The organism is Shinella sp. WSD5-1 (assembly GCF_963942435.1).
Taxonomy (GTDB): Bacteria; Pseudomonadota; Alphaproteobacteria; order Rhizobiales; family Rhizobiaceae; genus Shinella; species Shinella yambaruensis.
Window position 1 is genome coordinate 535,401 of the sequence record NZ_OZ012596.1, and the last position, 21,682, is coordinate 557,082.

Genomic DNA, 21,682 nt, shown 5'->3' on the forward strand with positions numbered 1-21,682 from the left:
ATGGACTATCGCCTGGTTCCGGCCCGGTTTTCGGCGCTTCCCGGCTGGAACGAGGATGATCCGACAGCGCTTCTTTCGGCAATGGCCCGCTGTCGCGATCACATCCGCACCGTAAAACCCTACAGGACGGGCTCGCTCGGCATCACCGCCGGCGAGCTTCTGGCGTTGCTGGATGCGGCGGCCGACGAGAAGCCGGAAGGTCCCGCCGCGGTGCGCGCCTTCTTCGAGGCGCAGTGCGTGCCCTTCCTCATCGAGAAGGCGGACGGCTCGCCCGGTTTCGTCACGGCCTTCTACGAGCCGGAAGTCGCCGTGCGGGCGGAGCCGGACGCCGCGTTCCGCCACCCCTTCTACGCCCGGCCGGAGGATCTGGTCGATATCGACGAGGACAATCGCCCGGCCGGTTTTCCGCCGGGTTTTGCGTTCGGGCTCAAGACGGCCGGCGGGATCGTCGAGCATCCCGATCGCGGCGAGATCGAGCGTGGCTATCTTGCCGGCCGCGGGCTGGAGATCGCCTATGCCCGCTCGAAGGTGGACGTCTTCTTCGCCCATGTGCAGGGCGCCGTGCGGCTCGTCTATCCGGACGGGTCGGTCAGGCGAATCACCTACGCCGCCAAGAGCGGCCATCCCTTTTCCGCGATCGGCAAGCTGCTGATCGACCGCGGCGAGATCGACGCGGCAACCGTCTCCATGGCTTCGATCCGTGACTGGCTGGCCCGCAACGAGGATCAGGTCGACGCCGTGCTCTGGCACAACCGCTCCTTCATCTTCTTCAAGGAGGCCGAGGTCGCGGATCTGTCGCTCGGCCCGATCGCCGCGGCGAAAGTGCCGCTCGTCGCCGGCCGTTCGCTGGCGGTCGACCGGCTGATCCATACCTTCGGCCTGCCCTTCTTCATTTCGAGCGACAGCCTCACCCATATGGATGGCGGCAAGCCCTTCCGCCGCCTGATGCTGGCGCTCGACACCGGAACGGCGATCGTCGGCCCGGCGCGCGGCGATATCTTCACCGGTTCGGGCGATGCGGCGGGCGCGCTGGCCGGCCATGTGCGCAATGCGGCGACCTTCCATATCCTCGTGCCGAAGGCAGCGGCGGAGCGATACCTCCATGCCGAAGGATAAGACGCTCTCGAGCGAGGACCGTATCCTCTGGGGCAAGGTGGCGCGCAGCACGCGTGCACTGCCGGGCAGGCTCGACGCCCTGACGGAGTTCGAGGCCGCCTTTGAAAAGCCGGAGGCCGGGAAGAAGCCCGAGCCGGAACCGAAGAAGATGAAGTCCGCCCCGCCCGCCGAAGGTATCGCGCTCACCATCGGCCGCGACAAGGAGACCCGGCACCATCCGCTGGAGCGCCCGGTCAAGCGCAAGATCGCCAAGGGCCGCCTGGCGCTGGAAGCGCGCATCGACCTGCACGGCATGATCCAGAGCGAGGCGCACGGCTTCCTGCTCGGCTTTCTCATCCGGGCGCACGAGCGGGGCCTGCGCCACGTGCTCGTGATCACCGGCAAGGGCACCTCGCTCGGCAGCGACGGCGCCTTGAAGCGGGCGGTGCCGCTGTGGTTCTCCCTGCCGGAGTTCCGGCCGCTGATCTCCTCCTACGAGCCGGCGGCGCGCAACCACGGCGGCGACGGGGCGCTCTATGTCCGGCTTGCCCGGCACCCGGGAGAAAAACGATGACGACACCCTTCGGCAAGGCCGTACGGCACCTGCGCGATCGCAAGGGCGTTTCGCAGAAGGACATGGCCAGGGCGCTCGGCGTCAGTCCCGCCTATCTCTCGGCGCTGGAGAACGGCAAGCGCGGCACGCCGAGCTTCGATTTCCTCCAGCGCGTGGCGGGTTACTTCAACGTCATCTGGGACGAGGCCGAGGAACTGTTCCGCATTGCCCGGATTTCCGATCCGCGCGTCGTGGTGGATACGGCCGGCCTGCCGCCGGAATACACCGCCTTCGCCAACCGGCTTTCGGCGGAAATCCGCGACCTGCCGCCCGAGACGGTGCGCCGTCTTGCCGGTATTCTGGAAAAAGCATGCAATAACCGGGTAAAACCCGGCTGATCCCCTGAATTCTGCCGTGTTTGCCCTCTCCCTGATTTGGAACTTGAGGGCAAAATCCCTATATTCAAGGACTTGGAAAGCCGTGATTCGCCGCGCTTCCTGCCTTCCGAAAGAACCCTGGAAAGACGTTTGAATGACTGACACACCCGAGACCGAAAACGGCCCGGCCGAGTACGGCGCAGATTCGATCAAGGTCCTCAAGGGGCTTGATGCGGTGCGCAAGCGCCCCGGCATGTATATCGGCGATACCGATGACGGCTCGGGCCTGCACCACATGGTCTACGAGGTCGTCGACAACGCGATCGACGAGGCGCTTGCCGGCCATGCGGACATCGTGACGGTCACGCTCAATCCGGACGGGTCCGTGACGGTGACCGACAACGGCCGCGGCATCCCGACCGATATCCACAAGGAAGAGGGCGTCTCCGCCGCCGAGGTCATCATGACCCAGCTCCATGCCGGCGGCAAATTCGACCAGAACTCCTATAAGGTTTCCGGCGGCCTGCACGGCGTCGGCGTCTCGGTGGTGAATGCGCTTTCGGTCAAGCTGAAGCTGAAGATCCGCCGCGGCGGCAAGATCCACGAGATGAGCTTCACCCATGGCGTGGCCGACGGCCCGCTGGCGGTGACCGGCGACTGCGGCAGCGAGACCGGTACGGAAGTGACCTTCCTGCCCTCGACCGACACCTTCTCGAACATCGACTTCAACTATGCGACGCTGGAGCACCGCCTGCGCGAGCTCGCCTTCCTGAATTCCGGCGTGCGCATCCTGCTCACCGATCGCCGCCATTCGGATATCAAGCAGGACGAACTGATGTACGAGGGCGGCCTTGAAGCCTTCGTGACCTATCTCGACCGGGCGAAGAAGCCGCTGGTCTCCAAGCCCATCGCCATCCGGGGCGAGAAGGACGGCATCACCGTCGAGGTCGCGATGTGGTGGAACGACAGCTACCACGAGAATGTGCTCTGCTTCACCAACAACATCCCCCAGCGCGACGGCGGCACGCACATGGCGGGCTTCCGCGGCGCGCTGACCCGCCAGGTCGTCTCCTATGCCGATACGTCCGGCATCACCAAGAAGGAGAAGGTGACGCTGCAGGGCGAGGACTGCCGCGAAGGCCTGACGGCGGTGCTGTCGGTCAAGGTTCCCGATCCGAAATTCTCCTCGCAGACCAAGGACAAGCTGGTTTCCTCCGAAGTCCGCCCGGCCGTGGAAAACCTCGTCAACGAGGCGCTCTCCACCTGGTTCGAGGAACACCCCGCCGATGCCAGGACGCTTGTCGGCAAGGTCGTCGAGGCCGCCGCAGCCCGCGAGGCCGCGCGCAAGGCGCGTGAATTGACACGGCGCAAGGGCGCGCTCGACATTTCCTCGCTGCCCGGCAAGCTTGCCGACTGCTCCGAGCGCGATCCCGCGAAATCCGAACTCTTCCTCGTCGAGGGCGATTCGGCCGGCGGTTCGGCCAAGCAGGGCCGCTCGCGCGAGAACCAGGCCATCCTGCCGCTGCGCGGAAAAATCCTCAATGTCGAGCGCGCGCGTTTCGACAAGATGCTCTCCAGCCAGGAGATCGGCACGCTGATCACCGCGCTCGGCACCTCGATCGGCAAGGACGAGTTCAACGCCGACAAGCTGCGCTACCACAAGATCATCATCATGACGGACGCGGACGTCGACGGCGCGCATATCCGCACCCTGCTGCTCACCTTCTTCTTCCGGCAGATGCCGGAGCTGATCGAGCGCGGCCATCTCTACATCGCCCAGCCGCCGCTTTATAAGGTGGCGCGCGGCAAATCGAGCCAGTACCTGAAGAACGAGAAGGCGCTGGAGGATTACCTCGTCGCCGTCGGCCTCGACGATGCGGCGCTGGAGCTCAGCTCCGGCGAAGTGCGTGCCGGCCAGGACATCCTGGAGCTGATCCAGGACGCGCTGCGCCTGCGCACGCTGCTCGACGGCCTGCATTCGCGCTACAATCGCGCGATCATCGAGCAGGCGGCCATTGCCGGCGCGCTCAATCTTGAGCTCAGCCACGACCGCGAGGCCTATGCCGCCAAGGCGGAAGAGGTCGCCCGCCGGCTCGATCTCATCGCCGAGGAGACGGAGCGCGGCTGGACCGGATCCGTCGCCACGGACGGCGGCCTGCGCTTCGAGCGCATGGTGCGCGGCGTCAAGGAATTCGCGCATATCGACATGGCGCTGATCGGCTCGTCCGATGCCCGCCATATCGACCAGCTTTCCGCCCGCTTCCAGGAAATCTATACGCCGCCGCCGGTCCTGCGCCGCAAGGATGGCCAGGTCGAGATTTCCGGCCCGCGCGCCCTGCTCGACGCCGTCTTCGCCGCCGGCCGCAAGGGGCTTTCCATGCAGCGCTACAAGGGGCTTGGCGAGATGAATGCCGAGCAGCTCTGGGAAACGACGCTCGATCCGAACGTGCGTTCGCTGCTGCAGGTGCGGGTGTCCGATGCGACGGATGCCGACGGCCTCTTCGCCCGCCTGATGGGCGACGAGGTGGAGCCGCGCCGCGACTTCATCCAGGAAAACGCCCTCAGCGTCGCCAACCTCGATATCTAGGCAAGGGAGCCGCCGAAAGGCGGCGCTCTTTATCGGGAAGATATTGCCCTCTCCTCCGTCATCCTCGGGTCAAGCCCGAGGATGACGAAAATGGATGGGGCTTAGGCGGCCGTGCGCCCATTGCAAGCCGCTTCAGGGCACGAATTGCCCTTCGGAGACGAACTCTTCCACCTTCTTGCGCCCGCTCGGCACCTCGCGCTTCATGAGGTCCTCGGGCAGCGACTCCTTCGGGGCGATCTTGCCGATCGCAAGCGCCGCTTCCACGCGGAAACCTTCCGGAATGCCGAGGACCTCCCGCGCCTTCTCCCGGTCGATGCCGCCCATGCCGTGGGCATGGTAGCCGGCGCGCGTCGCCTCGAGCGCAAGATAGGCCCAGGCGGCGCCGGTGTCGAAGGCGTGGGTATAGGCCGGGCGCATTTCACCGGCGGCGTTCTGGCGGTGGGTCTGCGAGATGATCACGGCCAGCACGGCGGCCTTGTCCGCCCAGCGGCGGTTGCCCTCGTCCAGCGTGTTGTAGATCCGCTCGAAGGCCTCGGTGCCGCGATGGCCGTAGACGAAGCGCCAGGGCTGGCCGTTGGCGGCGGACGGTGCCCAGCGGGCCGCCTCGAACAGCGAAAGCAGCGTTTCGTGCGGCATCGCCTCGCCGGTGAAGGCGCGGGGCGACCAGCGGTCGAGATAGATGGGGTCGATGGCGTGGTCCGCGGTGCGGCCGGTCGGATGGGTCATTGCAAGCCTCGAATGTCAGTTTGGCCGGCCGACCTTAGACCCGGCGGCGCGTCGCGCGAAGCGGTAAAATCGCGTTCCTGTCGCATTGTCGAACCGGTGGGGGACGCAATATAACCCTTCCGACATGTGAGAAACGGCATCGCGAAATGGGAGATATCCGATGAGCCTCAAAGACCCGAGCCTGCTGCGCCAGGCAGTCCTCGTTGGCACCCGCTGGATCGAGGCGGATGGCAGCGGCATCGCCGTGAAGAACCCGGCAACGGGCGAGCTTGTCGGCCATGTGCCGAAGCTCGGCGCCAGGGAGACGAAGGAGGCGATCGACGCCGCCGCCGCCGCCCAGAAGGGATGGGCCGCCCGCACGGCCAAGGAACGCTCGGCCGTGCTCAGAAAATGGTTCGAGCTGATGATCGAGAACAAGGACGATCTCGGCCGCATCCTGACGATGGAGCAGGGCAAGCCGCTGGCCGAGTCCACCGGCGAGATCGTCTATGGCGCAAGCTTCGTCGAATGGTTCGCCGAAGAAGCCCGCCGCCTCTACGGCGACATCGTGCCCGGCCACCAGAAGGACAAGCGCATCCTCGTGATGAAGCAGCCGATCGGCGTCGTCGCGGCGATCACGCCCTGGAACTTCCCGAACGCCATGATCACCCGCAAGGCCGGCCCGGCCTTCGCCGCCGGCTGCGCCATGGTGCTGAAGCCCGCCTCGCAGACGCCGTTCTCGGCCATCGCCATCGCCGTCCTTGCCGAGCGCGCGGGCCTTCCCGCCGGACTCTTCTCGGTCATCACGGGCTCTGCCCGCGAGATCGGCGCGGAGCTCACGGCCAACCCGACCGTGCGCAAGCTCACCTTCACCGGTTCGACGGAAATCGGCGCCGAGCTCTACAAGCAGTGCGCCCCCACCATCAAGAAGCTCGGCCTGGAGCTCGGCGGCAACGCCCCCTTCATCGTCTTCGACGACGCCGATCTCGATGCGGCCGTCGAAGGCGCGCTGATCGCAAAATTCCGCAACAACGGCCAGACCTGCGTCTGCGCCAACCGCATCTATGTGCAGGATGCCGTCTATGACGCCTTTTCCGAAAAGCTCGCCGTCGCGGTCGGCAAGCTGAAGACCGGCAACGGCTTCGACGACGGCGTCGTGCTCGGCCCGCTGATCGACCAGGCGGCGCTCGAAAAGGTCGAGGAGCACGTTTCCGACGCGGTGAAGAAGGGTGGCCGCGTGGTGCAGGGCGGCAAGCGCCATGCGCTCGGCGGCACTTTCTACGAGGCGACCGTCATTGCCGACGTGACGCCCGACATGGCCGTCGCCCGCGAGGAGACCTTCGGCCCGGTCGCACCGCTCTTCCGCTTCAAGGATGAGGACGACGTCATCGCCCAGGCGAACGACACGGAATTCGGTCTTGCCTCCTATTTCTACGCCAAGGAGCTGTCGCGGGTCTTCCGCGTCGCCGAGGCGCTGGAATACGGCATGGTCGGCGTCAATACCGGTCTGATCTCGACGGCGGAAGCGCCGTTCGGCGGCGTCAAGCTTTCCGGCCTCGGCCGCGAGGGCTCGAAATACGGCATCGAGGAGTTCACCGAGATCAAATATGTCTGCCTCGGCGGCATCGCCTGAGGTCAGGGGACAGGGAAGACCCGGCCGGCATCGTCCGGCCGGTTTCGTTTGAGAGGGAAAATCGTGGCAGCACCGAAAAACACCTTCAAGGCCGCGCTCCGCGAAGGCCGGTTCCAGCTCGGCCTGTGGGCGGCGCTCGGCAGCGCCTATGCGGCGGAAATCCTGTCCGGCAGCGGCTATGACTGGCTGCTGATCGACGGTGAGCACGGGCCGAACGACATGCCGCTGATCAGCGCGCAGATCGGGGCGCTGCACCGCTCGCCGACCCATGCCATGGTCCGTCCGCCGATGGGCGAGGCCTGGGTCCTGAAGCAGCTGCTCGACCAGGGCGCCCAGACCTTCCTCATCCCGATGGTCGAATCGGCGGCCGAGGCCGAGGCGCTGGTGCGCGCGGTGCGCTATCCGCCGCACGGCATCCGCGGCGTCGGCGCCGGCCTCGGCCGCGCGAGCGACTTCAACCGCACGCCGGATTATCTGACGACCGCCAATGACGAGATCTGCCTCATCGTGCAGGTCGAAAGCCGGGCCGGCCTTGCGGCGATCGACGAGATCGCGGCGGTGGAGGGCGTCGACGGCATCTTCATCGGCCCGTCGGATCTTGCCGCGGACATGGGCCTCCTCGGCAATCCCGGCGCGCCGGAGGTGCTTGCGGCGATCACCCACATCTTCGCGCGCACGAAGGCCCACGGCAAGGCGCGGGGCATCATGACGGTGTCGCTGCCGCAAGCGGCGGTCTACCGCGATCTCGGTGCGGATTTCATGGCGATCGGCACCGACGTCAATTGCCTCGTATCGGCCGCCGGGGCCCTGCGCCGCACCTTCCTCGGCGAAGAGGGGACGGAAAAGCGCGGCGGCGGCTACTGACCGTGTCCGCATCTCCGGCCGAATGCACCGATTCGGCTGGAAATACAGCAAGAACAATAATTTATACCAGTATTGCTCAACCGGACTTCACCGGAACCGCTCCCGCGATCGCCGCCAGCCTCGGCATCGGCACGCCCGGCGTCCAGGCCATGAAGTCGCCGATGCGGCGAACGCGCTTTTCCGCATGGTGGCTGGCGATGTCGCCGAGGCGGTGCTCAAGGAAGGGATTGTCGAAGCGCTCCAGGGTCGCAGCGACATAGGCTTCCGCTTCCCTGCCGAGCCCCCGGTCGGCAAAGCCGGGCACGACCTCCTCGCTGTAGATCGCCAGAAGCCTCTGCTGCACGCCGGCATCGCCGAGAATGGCCCTCACCGTCTCCTCCGCCGGCCTGTCCTCCGTCATCCAGATGTCCGCCAGCACCGTATGGCCGAGATTGAGGATGTGCAGCTTGAGCTTTTCATGGGGCGTCAGGTCGTCGACGAGCAGAATGGCCGCGTGTCTGCACGGCGCCGTCAGGCCCGGCTGGTTCTCGATTGCCCAGAGCGCATAGGGTTCCGCGATGGCCCCGGCCGGCTCCAGCGGTTCTGAGACGATCCGGTCGACCAGCGTATTGCCCCAGATCACGCTTTCGCACAGCCAGCTTCGAAAATCGGACTCCGGGTAACGATCGGCTTGCAGGTCGAGGATCAGCCGCTTCAGCACGTCGCCGTTGCGGGAAACGAGTTCGCAGGGCAGGAGGGTCAGCCCGCGCCGGTTCGCCGAAAAACGGTCGTGCAGAAGCGCCAGCAGCTTGCCGGGAAAGGAAGCGGGGACGGCACCGGCAAGGTCGTCCGGCCCCACTGCGTAGCCGGTGTCGCCGGTATTGGAGAGCACGACCTCGGTCTCCTCGCGAAAGACCTGCCGCACCGCGTCCCAGTCGTTTGCCGCCGAAAGCGCGCGCGCAACGCTGGTGACCCGTTGCTCGCAATCGATGGCGTGCCCGTCCTTGCGTCCGCGCACGATCACCGGATAGCCGCCCGGCGCCGCGAGCGCGGCAAGCCGGCCCGCGCGCTCCGGGGCGCCCGTGGTCTGGACGACCGTGATGCGGCCGAGCGCTTCGCCCCTCTCCAGCGCCTCGCCGATGAAGAGGTCCGCATGGGCCTGCAGGAAGCGGCTGGTCCCGAATTGCAGGATGGGCGTGCCCATGCCGTCCTCGTCAGTTGATCGATTGCAGGAGCGTTTCGCGCGCGGATTTCAGATGCTGCCGGCAGGCCAGCTCGATCTCGATCGGATCGCGCGAGCGCAATGCCGCGATATAGGCAAGGTGCTCTTCCAGGGCCCGGGCATTGCGCTCGCGGGCATTCGTCTTGTTCCACTGGTAGTGGTAGTGGAAGACGATGGCGATGACGTCGTAGAAATCGACGATGAAGCGGTTCTTCGAGGCCCGGTGCACGAGGAGGTGGAAGCGCTCGTCGAGCTCGGAGAAATCCCGGTAGCGGTTTTCGATATCGGCGAGGATCGCGTGGTGTACCGCCTCGATCGCCTCGAGTTCCCGCCAGGCCGGATGATCCTCCGGCAGGCGGGCGAAGGCGGTGGCCGAGCGCAGCTCGAACATCTCGCGCACTTCGGTCAGCTCCAATGCGAAGTCCCGCGTGAAGCCCTTCAGCACCCAATGGCTGTTCGGTCGTTTCTCGATCAGGCCGAAGCGGCTGAAGCGGATGAGGAATTCGCGCACGCTCGTCGTGCCGATGCCGATCTCGCGGGCGAGTTCCAGTTCGTTGATCTGCATGCCCGGCTCGGCGCCGCCGGCAAGAATCCGTCGCATGAAGCTGCGTTCGATGATCTCGGAGAGCGAATCCGTTTCCTCGGTCGGAAAATAATCGGCGGCGAGCGGCTTGCGCAGCACGACCTTGCGCCGCTTCTCCCAGGTGAGAAGGCCGACCTCCTCCAGCCGGGTCAGGATCGCGCGAACGGTCGTGCGGCTGACGCCGAGCGTGGTGCCGAGTTCCGGCTCCGAGGGCAGGTTTGCCGTCTGCTCCAGGAGCTTCAGGCAGCGATTGAAGGCGTCCTTGAAGACGGTGTTCTGCTTGGCCATGGGTGCTGCCGGTTCTCTGGTCTGTTGCGTCCCTTGCGGGCTGACCGGGCGAAAGGCCGGACGCGGGCCGCCCGAAGCGCCGGCGTCGTCATCCCCCCGTTTCCTCCTTCCCGCATATTACCCATTGACGGCAATCTGTCTATTGTCGATAAAAGACAAAACGTCGGCGGGAGGACGCCGGCGGGGAGGCTCAATGAAGACGCGCACCATCGGCAGGACGGGCCTGGCTGTGACCGAATTCGGCTTCGGCACAGCGGCGCTTGGCGGTCTCTACCGGGCCTGCCCGCGTGACGCGGCGATGGAAACGCTTCAGGCTGCCTGGGACGAGGGCCTGCGCTATTTCGACACCGCGCCCTGGTACGGTTTCGGCCTCGCGGAACGCCGCGCCGGCGATTTCCTGCGCGACAAGCCGAAAGGCAGCTGGGTGCTGTCCAGCAAGGTCGGCCGTATCATGGTTCCCGTCGCCGACGACAAGGTGCCGAGCTACGGCTATGTCGATCCGCTGCCCTTCGACGTGCGCTACGACTACAGCTATGACGGCATCATGCGCTCCGTCGAGCTCAGCCATGCCCGACTCGGGCTGAACCGCATCGATATTCTCTATGTGCACGATATCGGCGTCTACACGCACGGTGCCGAGCGCAACGCCTTCCATTTGCGCCAGCTGCTTGAGACCGGCCTGAAGGCGCTGGAGGAACTGAAGGCGTCGGGCGTCATCAAGGCCTATGGGCTCGGTGTCAACGAGGTGCCGGTCTGCCTCGACGTGCTCGGGAACGCCGACCTCGACTGCATCCTGCTGGCGGGCCGCTACACGCTGCTCGACCGCTCGGCTGTCGCGGACCTGCTGCCGCTGTGCGGGAAGAGGGGCACTTCCCTGGTGGTCGGCGGCGTGTTCAATTCCGGCATCCTGGCGACGGGACCGGTGGAGGGCGCGCATTTCGACTACATGCCGGCAACGTCCGATGTCGCGGCCAGGGTCGGCGCGATGATGGCGATCGCGCAGCAAGGGGGCGTGCCGCTCGCCGCGCCGGCGCTCCGGTTTCCGCTGAGCCACCCGGCCGTCGCCTCGGTGCTGATCGGCACCGCGAAGCCGGAGAGCCTGCGCCGCAACATGGCATTGGCACGCATGGACCTGCCGCAGGACATTTACCCGGCTTTCGAGCCGCATACAGTGGTCGCGCCGGACCTCGGGGAAAACGCCGTCCGGCAATGATTTCGATCTGGGAGGATCGCCAGGGCATGTTGAAAGGCATTCATCCGCTGCTCGGGCCGGATCTGCTGCACGCCATCCGGACCATGGGCCATGGCGACGACATCGTCATCGCCGACGCCAATTTCCCGTCGAGTTTCCTCGGCCCGAGGGTCATCCGGGCCGACGGGGTCGATGCCGTGTCGATCACCGAGGCGATCCTCGCGCATATGCCGCTCGATACCTTCGTGCCGCAGGCCGCCTGGCGCATGGAGGTCGTCGGCGATCCCGCGGCGGTGCCCGAGGTCTGCGCGACCTTCCAGGATCTCGTCCACCGGCTGGCCGGCGATTTCACGGTGCACGCGGTCGAGCGCTTCGCCTTCTACGAGATGGCGAGGAAGGCGGCCTATATCGTCGCCACGACGGAGTTCCGCCTCTATGGCAATATCATTCTGAAGAAGGGTGTCGTGCACCCGCACGAGGTATTTCAGGTCTAGCCGCCCCGGCGGCCATCGTTTGGGAGGACGGATGGCATGGACTGGAGCAGTTTCGAGCGCAGCATTTTCGGAAAAACGCCCTCGCTTGCCAGCAAAGGCAGGGAGGTGTAGCCTGCCTGCAAAATGTTTTTTATCGATAAAAGATCGAGTTGCCCGCTTCCCGCGACGCGATCCCAACAGGAACGGGAAGCATTTGAGAGGAGAAACCTGATGAGCATTGTAAGATCGCTTCTGTCTCGCCGCGCCTTCACGGCGCTCGCGGGTGCCGCAGTCCTCGCCACCATGAGCCCTGCCGCGTCCCTCGCGCAGGACGTCACCATCCCGATCATCGTCAAGGACACGACGTCCTTCTACTGGCAGATCGTGCTCGCCGGCGCGCGCGCGGCCGGCAAGGATCTCGGCGTCAACGTGCCGGAACTCGGCGCGCAATCGGAATCCGACATCAACGGCCAGATCAGCATCCTCGAAAACGCCGTGGCCGGCGGGCCGGCCGCCGTCGTCATCTCGCCGACGGAATTCAAGGCACTCGGCAAGCCGGTCGACGAGGCGGCCAAGTCCGTGCCGATCATCGGCATCGATTCGGGCGCCGATTCCAAGGCCTTTACCTCGTTCCTGACGACGGACAACGTCCAGGGCGGCCGCATCGCGGCAGACGGGCTTGCCGCGGCGATCAAGGCCGCCACGGGCAAGGAAGAGGGCGAGATCGCCATCATCACCAGCCTGCCGGGCGTCGGCTCGCTCGACCAGCGCCGCGAGGGCTTCCTCGACCAGGTCAAGACGAAATATCCGGGCCTGACCGTGGTGGCGGACAAGTATGCGGACGGCCAGGCCACCACCGGCCTCAACATGATGACCGACCTCATCACCGCCAATCCGAACCTCGTCGGTGTCTTTGCCTCCAACCTCATCATGGCGCAGGGCGTCGGCCAGGCGATCGCGGAAAACAAGCTCGGCGACAAGATCAAGGTCATCGGCTTCGATTCGGATGAAAAGACCGTCGGCTTCCTCAAGGAAGGTGTTCTGGCCGGCCTCGTCGTGCAGGATCCCTACCGCATGGGCTATGACGGCGTGAAAACGGCGCTCGCGGTCTCCAAGGGCGAGAAGGTCGAAGCCTTCGTCGACACGGGCGCGAACCTGGTGACCCAGGAGAACATGGCCGATCCGAAGATCGACGCCCTGCTCAATCCGAAGATCTGACCGCTTCCCGCGAAGCGTTTGACGATCCGCCCGCCCGGGCCGCATGATCCGGGCGGGACGCTTTCCACGCAGTCGGGAGGAGACAGCGATGAGCAGCCTTGAAGAGCTCAGCCATCGGCATGAAGACGAGGCCAAGCTCGCCGAATCCGAAGCGGTGCCGCGCGGCGCGCCCATCCTCGAACTGCGTGGACTGCAGAAGAAATACGGCCTCGTGGAAGCGCTGAAACCGGCGACGGTCACGTTCCTCGCCGGCGAGATCCATGCCATCGTCGGCGAGAACGGCGCCGGCAAGTCCACCCTCATCAAGCTCCTGACCGGCGTCATCCGCCGCACGGCGGGCGAGGTCTTCTGGTGCGGCAAGCCCGTGCAGCTCGCCACCCCGAACGAGGCGATTTCCCGCGGCATCAATGCCGTGCACCAGGAGGTCGTGCTCTGCCCGCATCTTTCCGTGGCCGCCAACATGTTCCTCGGCGACGAGATGAACCGCTACGGCCTGATGCGCAAGGCGGCGATGGAGCGCGCGGCCCAGGCGGTGCTCGACGATCTCGGCTTCCAGCTGCCGGCCGCCGCCCTTCTCGGCAGCCTCACCATCGGCCAGCAGCAGCTGGTCGCCACTGCCAAGGCCGCCATGCGCGGCATCCGCTTCCTCATCTTCGACGAGCCGACCGCCTATCTGACGCGCCAGGAATCCGCCCAGCTCTTCCGGCTCATTCGCCGGCTACGCGACCAGGGCGTGACGATCGTCTATATCAGCCATCGCATGGAGGAGGTCTTCGAGCTGGCCGACCGCGTCTCGGTGCTGCGCGACGGCGCCCATGTCGGCACGCGCCTCATAAGCGAGACCAACGAGAACGAGCTGATCGCGCTGATGATCAACCGCTCGATCGAGCAGATCTACCACAAGGAGAAGGTGCCGGCCGGCAAAGTCATCGTCGAGACGCGCGGCCTGTCCGGACCGGGTTTCAACGACGTGTCGCTGTCGGTGCGCGCCGGCGAGATCGTCGGCCTCTACGGCCTCATCGGCGCCGGCCGCAGCGAGTTCGCCCTCGGCCTCTATGGCCGCCAGCCGGTCTCGGCCGGCGAGATCTTCTGGGACGGGGCGAAGGTCGATATCCGCAACGAGCGCCAGGCGATGGAGCTCGGCATCGCGCTCGCCCCGGAAAGCCGCCGCGACCAGGGGCTCTGCCTCAACCTGCCGATCGGCCTCAACATCAACCTGCCGGTCTTCAGGAGGCTGAGTTCGGGCCTGACGATCCGCCGCGGCGACGAGGCCGCCAACGCCGACCGGCAGATCCGCGACCTGCGCATCAAGACGCCGTCGCGCCGTGTGCTCGCCTCCGCCATGTCCGGCGGCAACCAGCAGAAGATCGTCATCGGCAAGTGGCTGAGCCATGGCGCGCGGCTGTTCATCTTCGACGAGCCGACCGTCGGGGTCGACGTCGGCACCAAGGCGGAGATCTACCGCCTGTTCGGCGAACTCCTGAAGCAGGGCGCCGGCATCATCCTCATCTCGTCCTATCTGCCGGAAGTCTATGAACTGGCCGACCGGCTGCACGTCTTCAGGGGCGGCCGGCTCGTCGCCAGCCACGACCACCGGGCGGCCACCCATGAGGACGTCCTGACCCAGGCCATCGGCATCTAACCGCCGCGCGAAAAAGGGAGAAGAACATGAGCGTGGACACGACGACGGAAAGCGCACCCGCACCCAAGAAGGGCACGAACATCCTGCTCGGCCTGACCCTTCTCGGGCTGCTGCTGTTCCTCTGGCTGCTGCTGGGCGTCTCCACCAATGCCTTCTGGACGCCGAACAACATCAGCAACCTCCTGCGTCAGGGGGCGATGACGGCGATCCTGGCGGTCGGCCAGACCTTCGTCATCATCACGGCCGGCATCGACCTCTCCGTCGGGGCCATCGTCGGCTTCACCAGCGTCATCGTCGCCTGGCTGCTGCAGGCGGGCGTGCCGCTCTGGCTGTCGATCATCCTGACGCTGCTGATCGGCGTCGCCATCGGCGCCTTCCATGGCTTCGGCATCGTGCGCATGGGCCTGCCGCCCTTCATCATCACGCTGGCGACGCTGACCTCGCTGCGCGGCATCGGCCTGCTCATCACCAACGGCGCGACGATCTCGATCAGCCACGAAGGCTTTACGAACTTCTCCCGCGCCGATTTCCTCGGCGTGCCCAGCCTGTTCTGGATGGTCATCCTGGTGGCCATCCCCGCCTTCGTCTTCCTGCATCTCTCGCGCTGGGGGCGCTATCTCTTCGCGGTCGGCTCGAACAAGGAGGCGGCGCGGCTTTCCGGCGTCAATGTCGACCGCACCATCTATCTCGCCTATATCCTGTCGGCCACCTGCGCCGCCTTCGTCGGCCTGTTGCTCGCCTCGCGCATCGGCATCGGCAATGCCACGCAGGCGGAGGGCTGGGAGCTGCAGGCCATCGCCTCCTCCGTCATCGGCGGCACCAGCCTCTTCGGCGCGGTCGGCTCGGTGCACGGGCCGCTGCTCGGCGCCTTCATCCTCGCCACCATCAACAACGGCGCGAACCTCCTCAACATCAACTCCTTCTGGCAGCGCATCATCACGGGCCTTCTGATCATCGTCATCGTCTATTTCGACCAGCTGCGCCGCCGCGGAAGCCGTTGAGATGAAAGCTGTCGTCTGTGTGGAACCCGGCCGCCTGGAGGCTGCCGAGCGCGAGAACCCGGCCGGCCTGCCGGAGGGCTGGGTGCGCGTCGCCGTCAGCCATGTCGGCATCTGCGGCACCGATTATCATATCTTCGAGGGCAAGCATCCGTTCCTCGAATATCCCCGGGTGATGGGCCACGAGGTCTCGGCGACCATCCTCGATCCCGGCACGAGCCCGCTCGCCGCCGGGGCGCCTGTGGTCGTGAACCCCTATCTCTCCTGCGGCACCTGCGTCGCCTGCCGGCAGGGCAAGCCGAACTGCTGCACGGCGATCCGCGTGCTCGGCGTGCACACGGACGGCGCCTTCTGCGAGGAGATCCTGCTGCCGGCGGACAATCTCTATCCGGCCGACGGCCTGTCGCTGGAGGCGGCGGCGACGGTGGAGTTCCTGGCGATCGGCGCCCATGCGGTGCGCCGGTCTCTGGCCCCGGCCGGTTCGCGCGCCCTCGTCATCGGCGCCGGCCCGATCGGCCTCGGCACGGCGCTCTTCTCGCGCATCGCCGGCCATGACGTCACCCTGATGGACACCTCAGCCGAGCGGCTCGCCATGGCGGCGGAGCGCTTCGGCCTGGCAAAGGGCATCCTTGCCGGCCCCGGTGCGGCCGAGGCGGTGCTGGCGGCCACCGGCGGCGAAGGCTTCGACGCCGTCTTCGACGCGACGGGTTATGCGCAATCCATCGAGGCGGCCTTCCACCATGTCGCCCATGGCGGCGCGCTCGTGCTCGTTTCCGTGGTGAAGGAGGACATCCGCTTTTCCGATCCCGAGTTCCACAAGCGCGAGATGATGCTGATCGGCAGCCGCAATGCCACGCGTGCCGATTTCGAGCATGTGATGGCGAACATCCGCGCGGGCCGCGTGCCGGTCGAGGCGCTGGTGACCCATCGCACCACGCTCGAGCGCGTCCCGGTCGACCTTGCCCGCTGGGCGACCGAAAAATCGGGTCTCATCAAGGCCGTCGTGCGCATATCGCCTGAAAGCTGAAACCGCGATGAAAAGCCTGAAATCCGTTCATGCCCGCGAAAGGTTCACAGGTTTAGGATGTCCATGCGGCGTGTTGCCACGCAGCGAAAACATGCTAGTCTTTTCGCATCTGCGGAAACCGGGGTGACACGGTGCAGAGGGCTCTGAGCCCCGCACCCAGAATGGGGTATCGCGTCCGATGTATTATCAGCTCTACGAACTCAACCATGCGGTGATGGCACCCTGGCGCGCCATGGCGGACCAGATGCGTCTCGCCTTCCGCAACCCGCTCAATCCGCTCACCCACACCTATTTCGGCCGCACCATGGCCGCCGGTTTCGAAGTGCTGGAGCGCAGCACCCGGCGCTACGGCAAGCCCGATTTCGACCTTCCGACCACCCTTATCGACGGCCAGAGCGTTTCCGTGCATGAAAAGGTCGTCTGGCAGCGCCCCTTCTGCAATCTCGTCCATTTCGAGCGCTGTCTGCCGGCCGGCCACCGCAAGGACCCGAAGATCCTGATCGTCGCGCCGATGTCCGGTCACTATGCGACGTTGCTGCGCGGCACGGTCGAGGCGCTACTGCCGCATGCGGAGGTCCACATCACCGACTGGGTGGATGCGCGCATGGTGCCGCTGTCGGACGGCGGCTTCGATCTCGACGATTATATCGACTACGTCATCCAGATGCTGCACGCGCTGGGGCCGGATACCCATGTCATCGCCGTCTGCCAGCCGGCGGTGCCGGTGCTGGCCGCCGTCGCGGTCATGGAAGCCGACAACGATCCGCTGTCGCCCTCCACCATGACGCTGATGGGCGGGCCGATCGACACGCGCATCAACCCGACCGCCGTCAACAAGCTGGCGGAAGAAAAGCCGATCGAATGGTTCCGCGACAATGTCATCATGCCCGTGCCGTGGCCGCAGCCCGGTTTCATGCGCATGGTCTATCCGGGCTTCCTGCAGCTGTCGGGCTTCATGTCGATGAATCTCGACCGCCATGTCATCGCCCACAAGGAATTCTTCGCCCATCTCGTCAAGAACGACGGCGATGCGGCCGAAAAGCACCGCGACTTCTATGACGAATATCTTGCCGTCATGGATCTCACCGCCGAGTTCTACCTCCAGACGGTCGAGACCGTGTTCATGAAGCACGCGCTGCCGAAGGGCGAGATGATGCACCGCTCGCGCCCGGTCGATACGACGGCGATCCGCAAGGTGGCGCTGCTCACCGTCGAGGGCGAGAACGACGACATCTCCGGCGTCGGCCAGACGAAGGCGGCGCAGACGATCTGCACCAACATCCCCGACCACATGCGCATGCACTACATGCAGCCGGATGTCGGCCATTACGGCGTCTTCAACGGCTCGCGCTTCCGCCGGGAGATCGCCCCGCGCATCCTGTCCTTCATCGGCGAGCATGGCCGCGGCGAAAAGGCAAAGCCCGTGACGCCGCGCGTCATCAAGGGCGGCAAGGCTGGCGCGGGCGCCTGATTTTTTGGTCCGCTTTCAGGCACTTGCCCGAATTGTCGGTGCATTGTCTTGAACGCGATCCGCGCTCTGCCCACATCGGATTCACCGGAAACCAGGGTGGTTTCCGCCGATCGTGAGGAAGATTGCACATGAACCAGTCAGCGCTTATTCGTCCGGACTGGACGCCTGCGACCATCGCCCTGATGGTGCTCGGCTTCGTGGTGTTCTGGCCGCTCGGCCTTGCCATGCTCGCCTACATCATCTTCGGCGACCGTCTGAAATCCTTCAAGAAAGACGCCAACGACACCGTCGACGGCATGTTTGCCTCCTGCCGCGGCAAGTTCGGCCGCCGCGCCGGTTCCGCCTTCCGCGGCGCCACCGGCAACGTCGCCTTCGACGACTGGCGTGATGCCGAACTCTCCCGCCTCGACGAGGAACGCCGCAAGCTCGACGAGATGCGCGAGGAATTCGACTCCTACGTCCGCGAGCTTCGCCGCGCCAAGGACCAGGAGGAATTCGACCGCTTCATGCGCGAACGCCGCGCCAAGGGCCAGGGCGACGTGCCGGGTTTCCCGGCGACCTGAGCGGACGATACCGCGTGGAGATAGGGCATTCCGTCCCCACACCCTCCGTCATGGTCGGGCTTGACCCGACCATCCATGCCGCCGGCTGGTGGATCCTCGGGTCGAGCCCGAGGATGACGGAGGAGTAAGGGATCGCGACCCTGGAAAAGACCGGCGCCTTGAGCGCCGGTTTTTCGTCGGGGCGTTTCAGTTTCGGCCGAATCGGCTATGAAAGGCAGCATGTTCCCCTCGCTTCGCAAGCCCAGAAAGGCCCTGAAGACGCCGCCTCCGCCGGAGCGGCGCGAAATGGACGTCAACGGCAAGCGCTTGCCGCTCACCATAAGGCGGGATTTTCGCGCGACGCGGCTCACCCTGCGTATCGAGCCGGGTGGGCGGGCGCTGCGCATGACGGTGCCGAGCGGCATTGCCGAGCGCGAGATCCGCGATTTCCTCGATCGCCACCAAGGCTGGCTGATGACGAAGCTCGCCAGGTTCCGCACGACGAACGAGCTCATGGACGGCGGCTATGTGATGATCCGCGGCGTCTCCCATCGCATCGAGGCGACCGGCCGGTTGCGCGGCCTGACGGAGGCCCTGGTCATCGACGACGAGGCGGTGCTGCGCGTCGGCGGCATGGAGGAGAGCATTCCCCGCCGCATCTGCGATTTCCTGAAGAAGGAGGCCCGGCTGGAGCTGGAACGCCTTGTCGCCGTGCATGCCGGCCGCATCGGCAAGCGCGTGAAGTCGCTGACGCTGCGCGATACCCGCAGCCGCTGGGGGTCCTGCTCGGCGGATGGTGCGCTCAGCTTCTCCTGGCGCATCGCCATGGCGCCGCCCGGCGTGATCGATTATCTCGCCGCCCACGAGGTGGCGCATCTTAAGGAAATGAACCACAGCCCGGCCTTCTGGGCGCTGTGCGACCAGCTTTGCCCGACGACCGCCGATGCCAAGCGCTGGCTGAAGCGCAATGGCAGCCTGCTGCACGCGGTCGATTTCGGCTGAATTCAGCGGCCGCGATCGGCCAGCGCCTCGCGGATCTTCTTGTCCGTATTGTACTGCCCCAGCGCATAGACCGCCCAGATGGCCGCCGGCAGCCAGCCGATCAGCGTGATCTGCAGGATGAGGCAGATGATGCCGGCAATCGGCCGCCCGATGGTGAAGAACACGAGAAAGGGCAGAAGGATGGCGATGATGAGCCGCATGGGGACCTCCAGACTACAGTTCCCCTCCATATGGGCTCGTTCGAAGCGGGCGCAAGGGTGGCGCTTCCCGAGGCCTGGGCGCCGTCTTTCGGCTCGACTCTTCCGGTGATTCGTGCGACTGCCTGCGCCCATGAAACGTGAAACGCCACTCGACATCAAAATCTGCGGGCTGAAGACCGAAGAGGCCGTCGACAGGGCCGTGGCGCTCGGCGCCACCCATATCGGCTTCATCTTCTTTCCCAAGAGCCCGCGCAACATCGAGCCGTCCGACGCCGGGCGCCTCGCGGATCGGGTGCGCGGCCGGGTGAAGATCGTCGCCGTCACGGTGAATGCCGACAATGACGACCTCGACGAGATCGTCGACCAGCTCTCGCCGGACATCCTTCAACTGCACGGCAGCGAAAGCCCGGAGCGCGTGCTGAACGTCAAGGCTGTCTACGGCCTGCCCGTCATGAAGGCCTTTTCGGTGCGCGAGGCGGACGATCTGAAGAAGATCGATCCCTATATCGGCATCGCCGACCGGTTCCTCTTCGATGCCAAGCCCCCGGCGGGCTCCGAGCTTCCGGGCGGCAACGGCGTCTCCTTCGACTGGACGCTCATGCATTTGCTTGACGGAAGCGTCGATTACATGCTTTCCGGTGGGTTGAACAAGGATAACCTCGCCGAGGCCGTAAGGCTGACCGGCGCGCCGGGCATCGACGCCAGTTCCGGGGTCGAGAGCGCCCCGGGCGTCAAGGACCTCGGCCTGATGGACGCATTTTTTGAAGCGGCACGGGAAGCGGAACGCCAGACCGCCGCAGGGAGAGGCAAGTGAACCAGTCACCCAACCTGAATTCGTACCGCGAGGGTCCGGACGAGGACGGCCGTTTCGGCATTTTCGGCGGTCGTTTCGTCGCCGAAACCCTGATGCCGCTGATCCTCGATCTTCAGGATGAGTGGAACAAGGCCAAGACCGATCCGGCCTTCCAGGCGGAACTGAAGCAACTCGGCGCGCATTATATCGGCCGCCCGAGCCCGCTCTATTATGCCGAGCGCCTGACGCAGCATCTCGGCGGCGCGAAGATCTATTTCAAGCGCGAGGAGCTGAACCACACCGGCTCGCACAAGATCAACAACTGCATCGGCCAGATCCTTCTCGCCAAGCGCATGGGCAAGACGCGCATCATCGCGGAAACCGGCGCCGGCCAGCATGGCGTGGCCTCGGCCACCGTCGCCGCGCGCTTCGGCTTCCCCTGCGTCGTCTACATGGGCGCGACGGATGTCGAGCGCCAGGCGCCCAACGTCTTCCGCATGAAGCTGCTCGGTGCCGAGGTGCGCCCGGTCACCGCCGGCCACGGCACGCTGAAGGACGCCATGAACGAGGCGCTGCGCGACTGGGTTACCAATGTTGAGGACACCTACTACCTGATCGGCACCGCCGCCGGCCCGCATCCCTATCCGGAGCTGGTGCGCGACTTCCAGGCCGTGATCGGCACGGAAGCCCGCGAGCAGCTGCTGGAAGCCGAAGGCCGCCTGCCGGATATGGTGGTCGCGGCCGTCGGCGGCGGCTCCAATGCCATCGGCATCTTCCACCCCTTCCTCGACGACGCGAACGTCCGGATCGTCGGCGTCGAAGCGGGCGGCAAGGGGCTTGACGGCGACGAGCACTGTGCCTCGCTCACTGCCGGCTCGCCGGGCGTTCTGCACGGCAACCGCACCTATCTGCTGCAGGATGCCGACGGCCAGATCAAGGAAGGCCATTCGATCTCCGCCGGCCTCGACTATCCCGGCATCGGCCCGGAGCACGCCTGGCTGCACCAAATCGGCCGCGCCGAATATGTGCCGATCATGGACGAGGAAGCGCTGGAAGCCTTCCAGCTCCTTACCCGGCTTGAAGGCATCATCCCGGCGCTGGAGCCGAGCCATGCCGTCGCCGAGGTGATCAAGCGGGCGCCCAAGATGGGCAAGGACCAGATCATCCTGATGAACCTCTCCGGCCGCGGCGACAAGGATATCTTCACCGTCGGCAAGATCCTCGGCATGGAGCTCTAA

At 65.8% G+C, this 21,682-nt stretch carries 20 protein-coding genes and 2 pseudogenes; 18 read left to right on the plus strand and 4 right to left on the minus strand.

What is annotated here, in order from left to right:
* The 5 genes and pseudogenes from mltA to gyrB all read left to right on the plus strand — a co-directional run bounded on the left by mltA (window position 1) and on the right by gyrB (window position 4,612).
* Window positions 1-1,116: a murein transglycosylase A gene (gene mltA / locus AABQ55_RS02490; protein WP_272807143.1), complete on the plus strand. Its 1,116-nt coding sequence runs from the start codon at window positions 1-3 to the stop codon at window positions 1,114-1,116.
* Window positions 1,103-1,205: pseudogene (locus tag AABQ55_RS37715) on the plus strand (Smr/MutS family protein); the annotation flags it as partial. The gene mltA and the pseudogene AABQ55_RS37715, both read left to right, overlap by 14 nt.
* A gap of 119 nt (window positions 1,206-1,324) precedes the next feature.
* Window positions 1,325-1,669, plus strand: a pseudogene (locus tag AABQ55_RS37720) (Smr/MutS family protein); the annotation flags it as partial.
* On the plus strand, window positions 1,666-2,046 hold the full coding sequence (locus tag AABQ55_RS02500) for a helix-turn-helix domain-containing protein (protein WP_244770762.1): 381 nt from the start codon (window positions 1,666-1,668) through the stop codon (window positions 2,044-2,046). The pseudogene AABQ55_RS37720 and the gene AABQ55_RS02500, both read left to right, overlap by 4 nt.
* A gap of 133 nt (window positions 2,047-2,179) precedes the next feature.
* Complete coding sequence (gene gyrB, locus AABQ55_RS02505; protein ID WP_272807145.1) at window positions 2,180-4,612, plus strand: DNA topoisomerase (ATP-hydrolyzing) subunit B; 2,433 nt, start codon at window positions 2,180-2,182, stop codon at window positions 4,610-4,612.
* A gap of 132 nt (window positions 4,613-4,744) precedes the next feature.
* Here gyrB and AABQ55_RS02510 read toward each other — a convergent pair whose 3' ends face one another.
* Complete coding sequence (locus AABQ55_RS02510) at window positions 4,745-5,338, minus strand: nitroreductase family protein (protein ID WP_272807146.1); 594 nt, start codon at window positions 5,336-5,338, stop codon at window positions 4,745-4,747.
* 160 nt (window positions 5,339-5,498) lie between these two features.
* Here AABQ55_RS02510 and gabD point away from each other — a divergent pair, with 160 nt between their 5' ends.
* Together gabD and AABQ55_RS02520 are read left to right on the plus strand one after the other, a co-directional pair.
* On the plus strand, window positions 5,499-6,950 hold the full coding sequence (gene gabD / locus AABQ55_RS02515; RefSeq protein ID WP_272807147.1) for an NADP-dependent succinate-semialdehyde dehydrogenase: 1,452 nt from the start codon (window positions 5,499-5,501) through the stop codon (window positions 6,948-6,950).
* Window positions 6,951-7,013: 63 nt separating this feature from the next.
* A complete protein-coding gene (locus AABQ55_RS02520) occupies window positions 7,014-7,814 on the plus strand; it encodes an aldolase/citrate lyase family protein (RefSeq protein ID WP_244770766.1) in 801 nt (266 codons plus the stop codon).
* Between the two features lie 76 nt (window positions 7,815-7,890).
* Here the strand turns inward: AABQ55_RS02520 and AABQ55_RS02525 are convergent, their stop codons facing one another.
* Window positions 7,891-8,997 carry a mannitol dehydrogenase family protein gene (locus AABQ55_RS02525; RefSeq protein ID WP_272807148.1) on the minus strand — a complete coding sequence of 369 codons (1,107 nt, stop codon included), beginning with the start codon at window positions 8,995-8,997 and terminating at the stop codon, window positions 7,891-7,893.
* 10 nt (window positions 8,998-9,007) lie between these two features.
* Window positions 9,008-9,886, minus strand: coding sequence for a GntR family transcriptional regulator (locus AABQ55_RS02530; protein WP_272807149.1), 879 nt, complete (start codon window positions 9,884-9,886; stop codon window positions 9,008-9,010).
* 193 nt (window positions 9,887-10,079) lie between these two features.
* Here AABQ55_RS02530 and AABQ55_RS02535 point away from each other — a divergent pair, with 193 nt between their 5' ends.
* From AABQ55_RS02535 to AABQ55_RS02575, 9 genes are all read left to right on the plus strand, one after another.
* Window positions 10,080-11,099, plus strand: coding sequence for an aldo/keto reductase (locus AABQ55_RS02535; protein ID WP_272807150.1), 1,020 nt, complete (start codon window positions 10,080-10,082; stop codon window positions 11,097-11,099).
* A 26-nt stretch (window positions 11,100-11,125) separates the two neighbouring features.
* Window positions 11,126-11,572 (plus strand): RbsD/FucU family protein, encoded by a 447-nt coding sequence (locus AABQ55_RS02540; RefSeq protein WP_272807151.1) that lies wholly within the window; start codon window positions 11,126-11,128, stop codon window positions 11,570-11,572.
* Window positions 11,573-11,782: 210 nt separating this feature from the next.
* Entirely contained in the window at window positions 11,783-12,769 is a 987-nt protein-coding gene (locus tag AABQ55_RS02545; protein ID WP_244770771.1) for an ABC transporter substrate-binding protein, read from the plus strand.
* An 88-nt stretch (window positions 12,770-12,857) separates the two neighbouring features.
* Entirely contained in the window at window positions 12,858-14,411 is a 1,554-nt protein-coding gene (locus tag AABQ55_RS02550) for a sugar ABC transporter ATP-binding protein (protein ID WP_272807152.1), read from the plus strand.
* A 26-nt stretch (window positions 14,412-14,437) separates the two neighbouring features.
* Window positions 14,438-15,412, plus strand: coding sequence for an ABC transporter permease (locus AABQ55_RS02555; RefSeq protein ID WP_244770773.1), 975 nt, complete (start codon window positions 14,438-14,440; stop codon window positions 15,410-15,412).
* 1 nt (window position 15,413) lies between these two features.
* The gene (locus tag AABQ55_RS02560) at window positions 15,414-16,436 is read left to right on the plus strand and encodes a zinc-binding alcohol dehydrogenase family protein (protein WP_272807153.1); all 1,023 of its coding nucleotides are present in this window, start codon (window positions 15,414-15,416) and stop codon (window positions 16,434-16,436) included.
* 178 nt (window positions 16,437-16,614) lie between these two features.
* A complete protein-coding gene (phaZ, locus tag AABQ55_RS02565; protein WP_272807154.1) occupies window positions 16,615-17,907 on the plus strand; it encodes a polyhydroxyalkanoate depolymerase in 1,293 nt (430 codons plus the stop codon).
* A 128-nt stretch (window positions 17,908-18,035) separates the two neighbouring features.
* Window positions 18,036-18,470: a DUF2852 domain-containing protein gene (locus AABQ55_RS02570; RefSeq protein ID WP_244770776.1), complete on the plus strand. Its 435-nt coding sequence runs from the start codon at window positions 18,036-18,038 to the stop codon at window positions 18,468-18,470.
* A 219-nt stretch (window positions 18,471-18,689) separates the two neighbouring features.
* Window positions 18,690-19,451 (plus strand): M48 family metallopeptidase, encoded by a 762-nt coding sequence (locus tag AABQ55_RS02575; protein ID WP_272807155.1) that lies wholly within the window; start codon window positions 18,690-18,692, stop codon window positions 19,449-19,451.
* Window positions 19,452-19,453: 2 nt separating this feature from the next.
* On the opposite strand, the gene AABQ55_RS02580 is transcribed toward AABQ55_RS02575, so the two are convergent.
* Window positions 19,454-19,651, minus strand: a complete 198-nt coding sequence (locus AABQ55_RS02580) for a YqaE/Pmp3 family membrane protein (protein WP_064331995.1) — start codon at window positions 19,649-19,651, stop codon at window positions 19,454-19,456.
* Between the two features lie 130 nt (window positions 19,652-19,781).
* On the opposite strand from AABQ55_RS02580, the gene AABQ55_RS02585 reads away from it, so the two are divergent.
* The gene (locus tag AABQ55_RS02585; protein ID WP_272807156.1) at window positions 19,782-20,465 is read left to right on the plus strand and encodes a phosphoribosylanthranilate isomerase; all 684 of its coding nucleotides are present in this window, start codon (window positions 19,782-19,784) and stop codon (window positions 20,463-20,465) included.
* Window positions 20,462-21,682 carry a tryptophan synthase subunit beta gene (gene trpB / locus AABQ55_RS02590; protein WP_272807157.1) on the plus strand — a complete coding sequence of 407 codons (1,221 nt, stop codon included), beginning with the start codon at window positions 20,462-20,464 and terminating at the stop codon, window positions 21,680-21,682. The genes AABQ55_RS02585 and trpB overlap by 4 nt, the downstream gene beginning before the upstream one ends.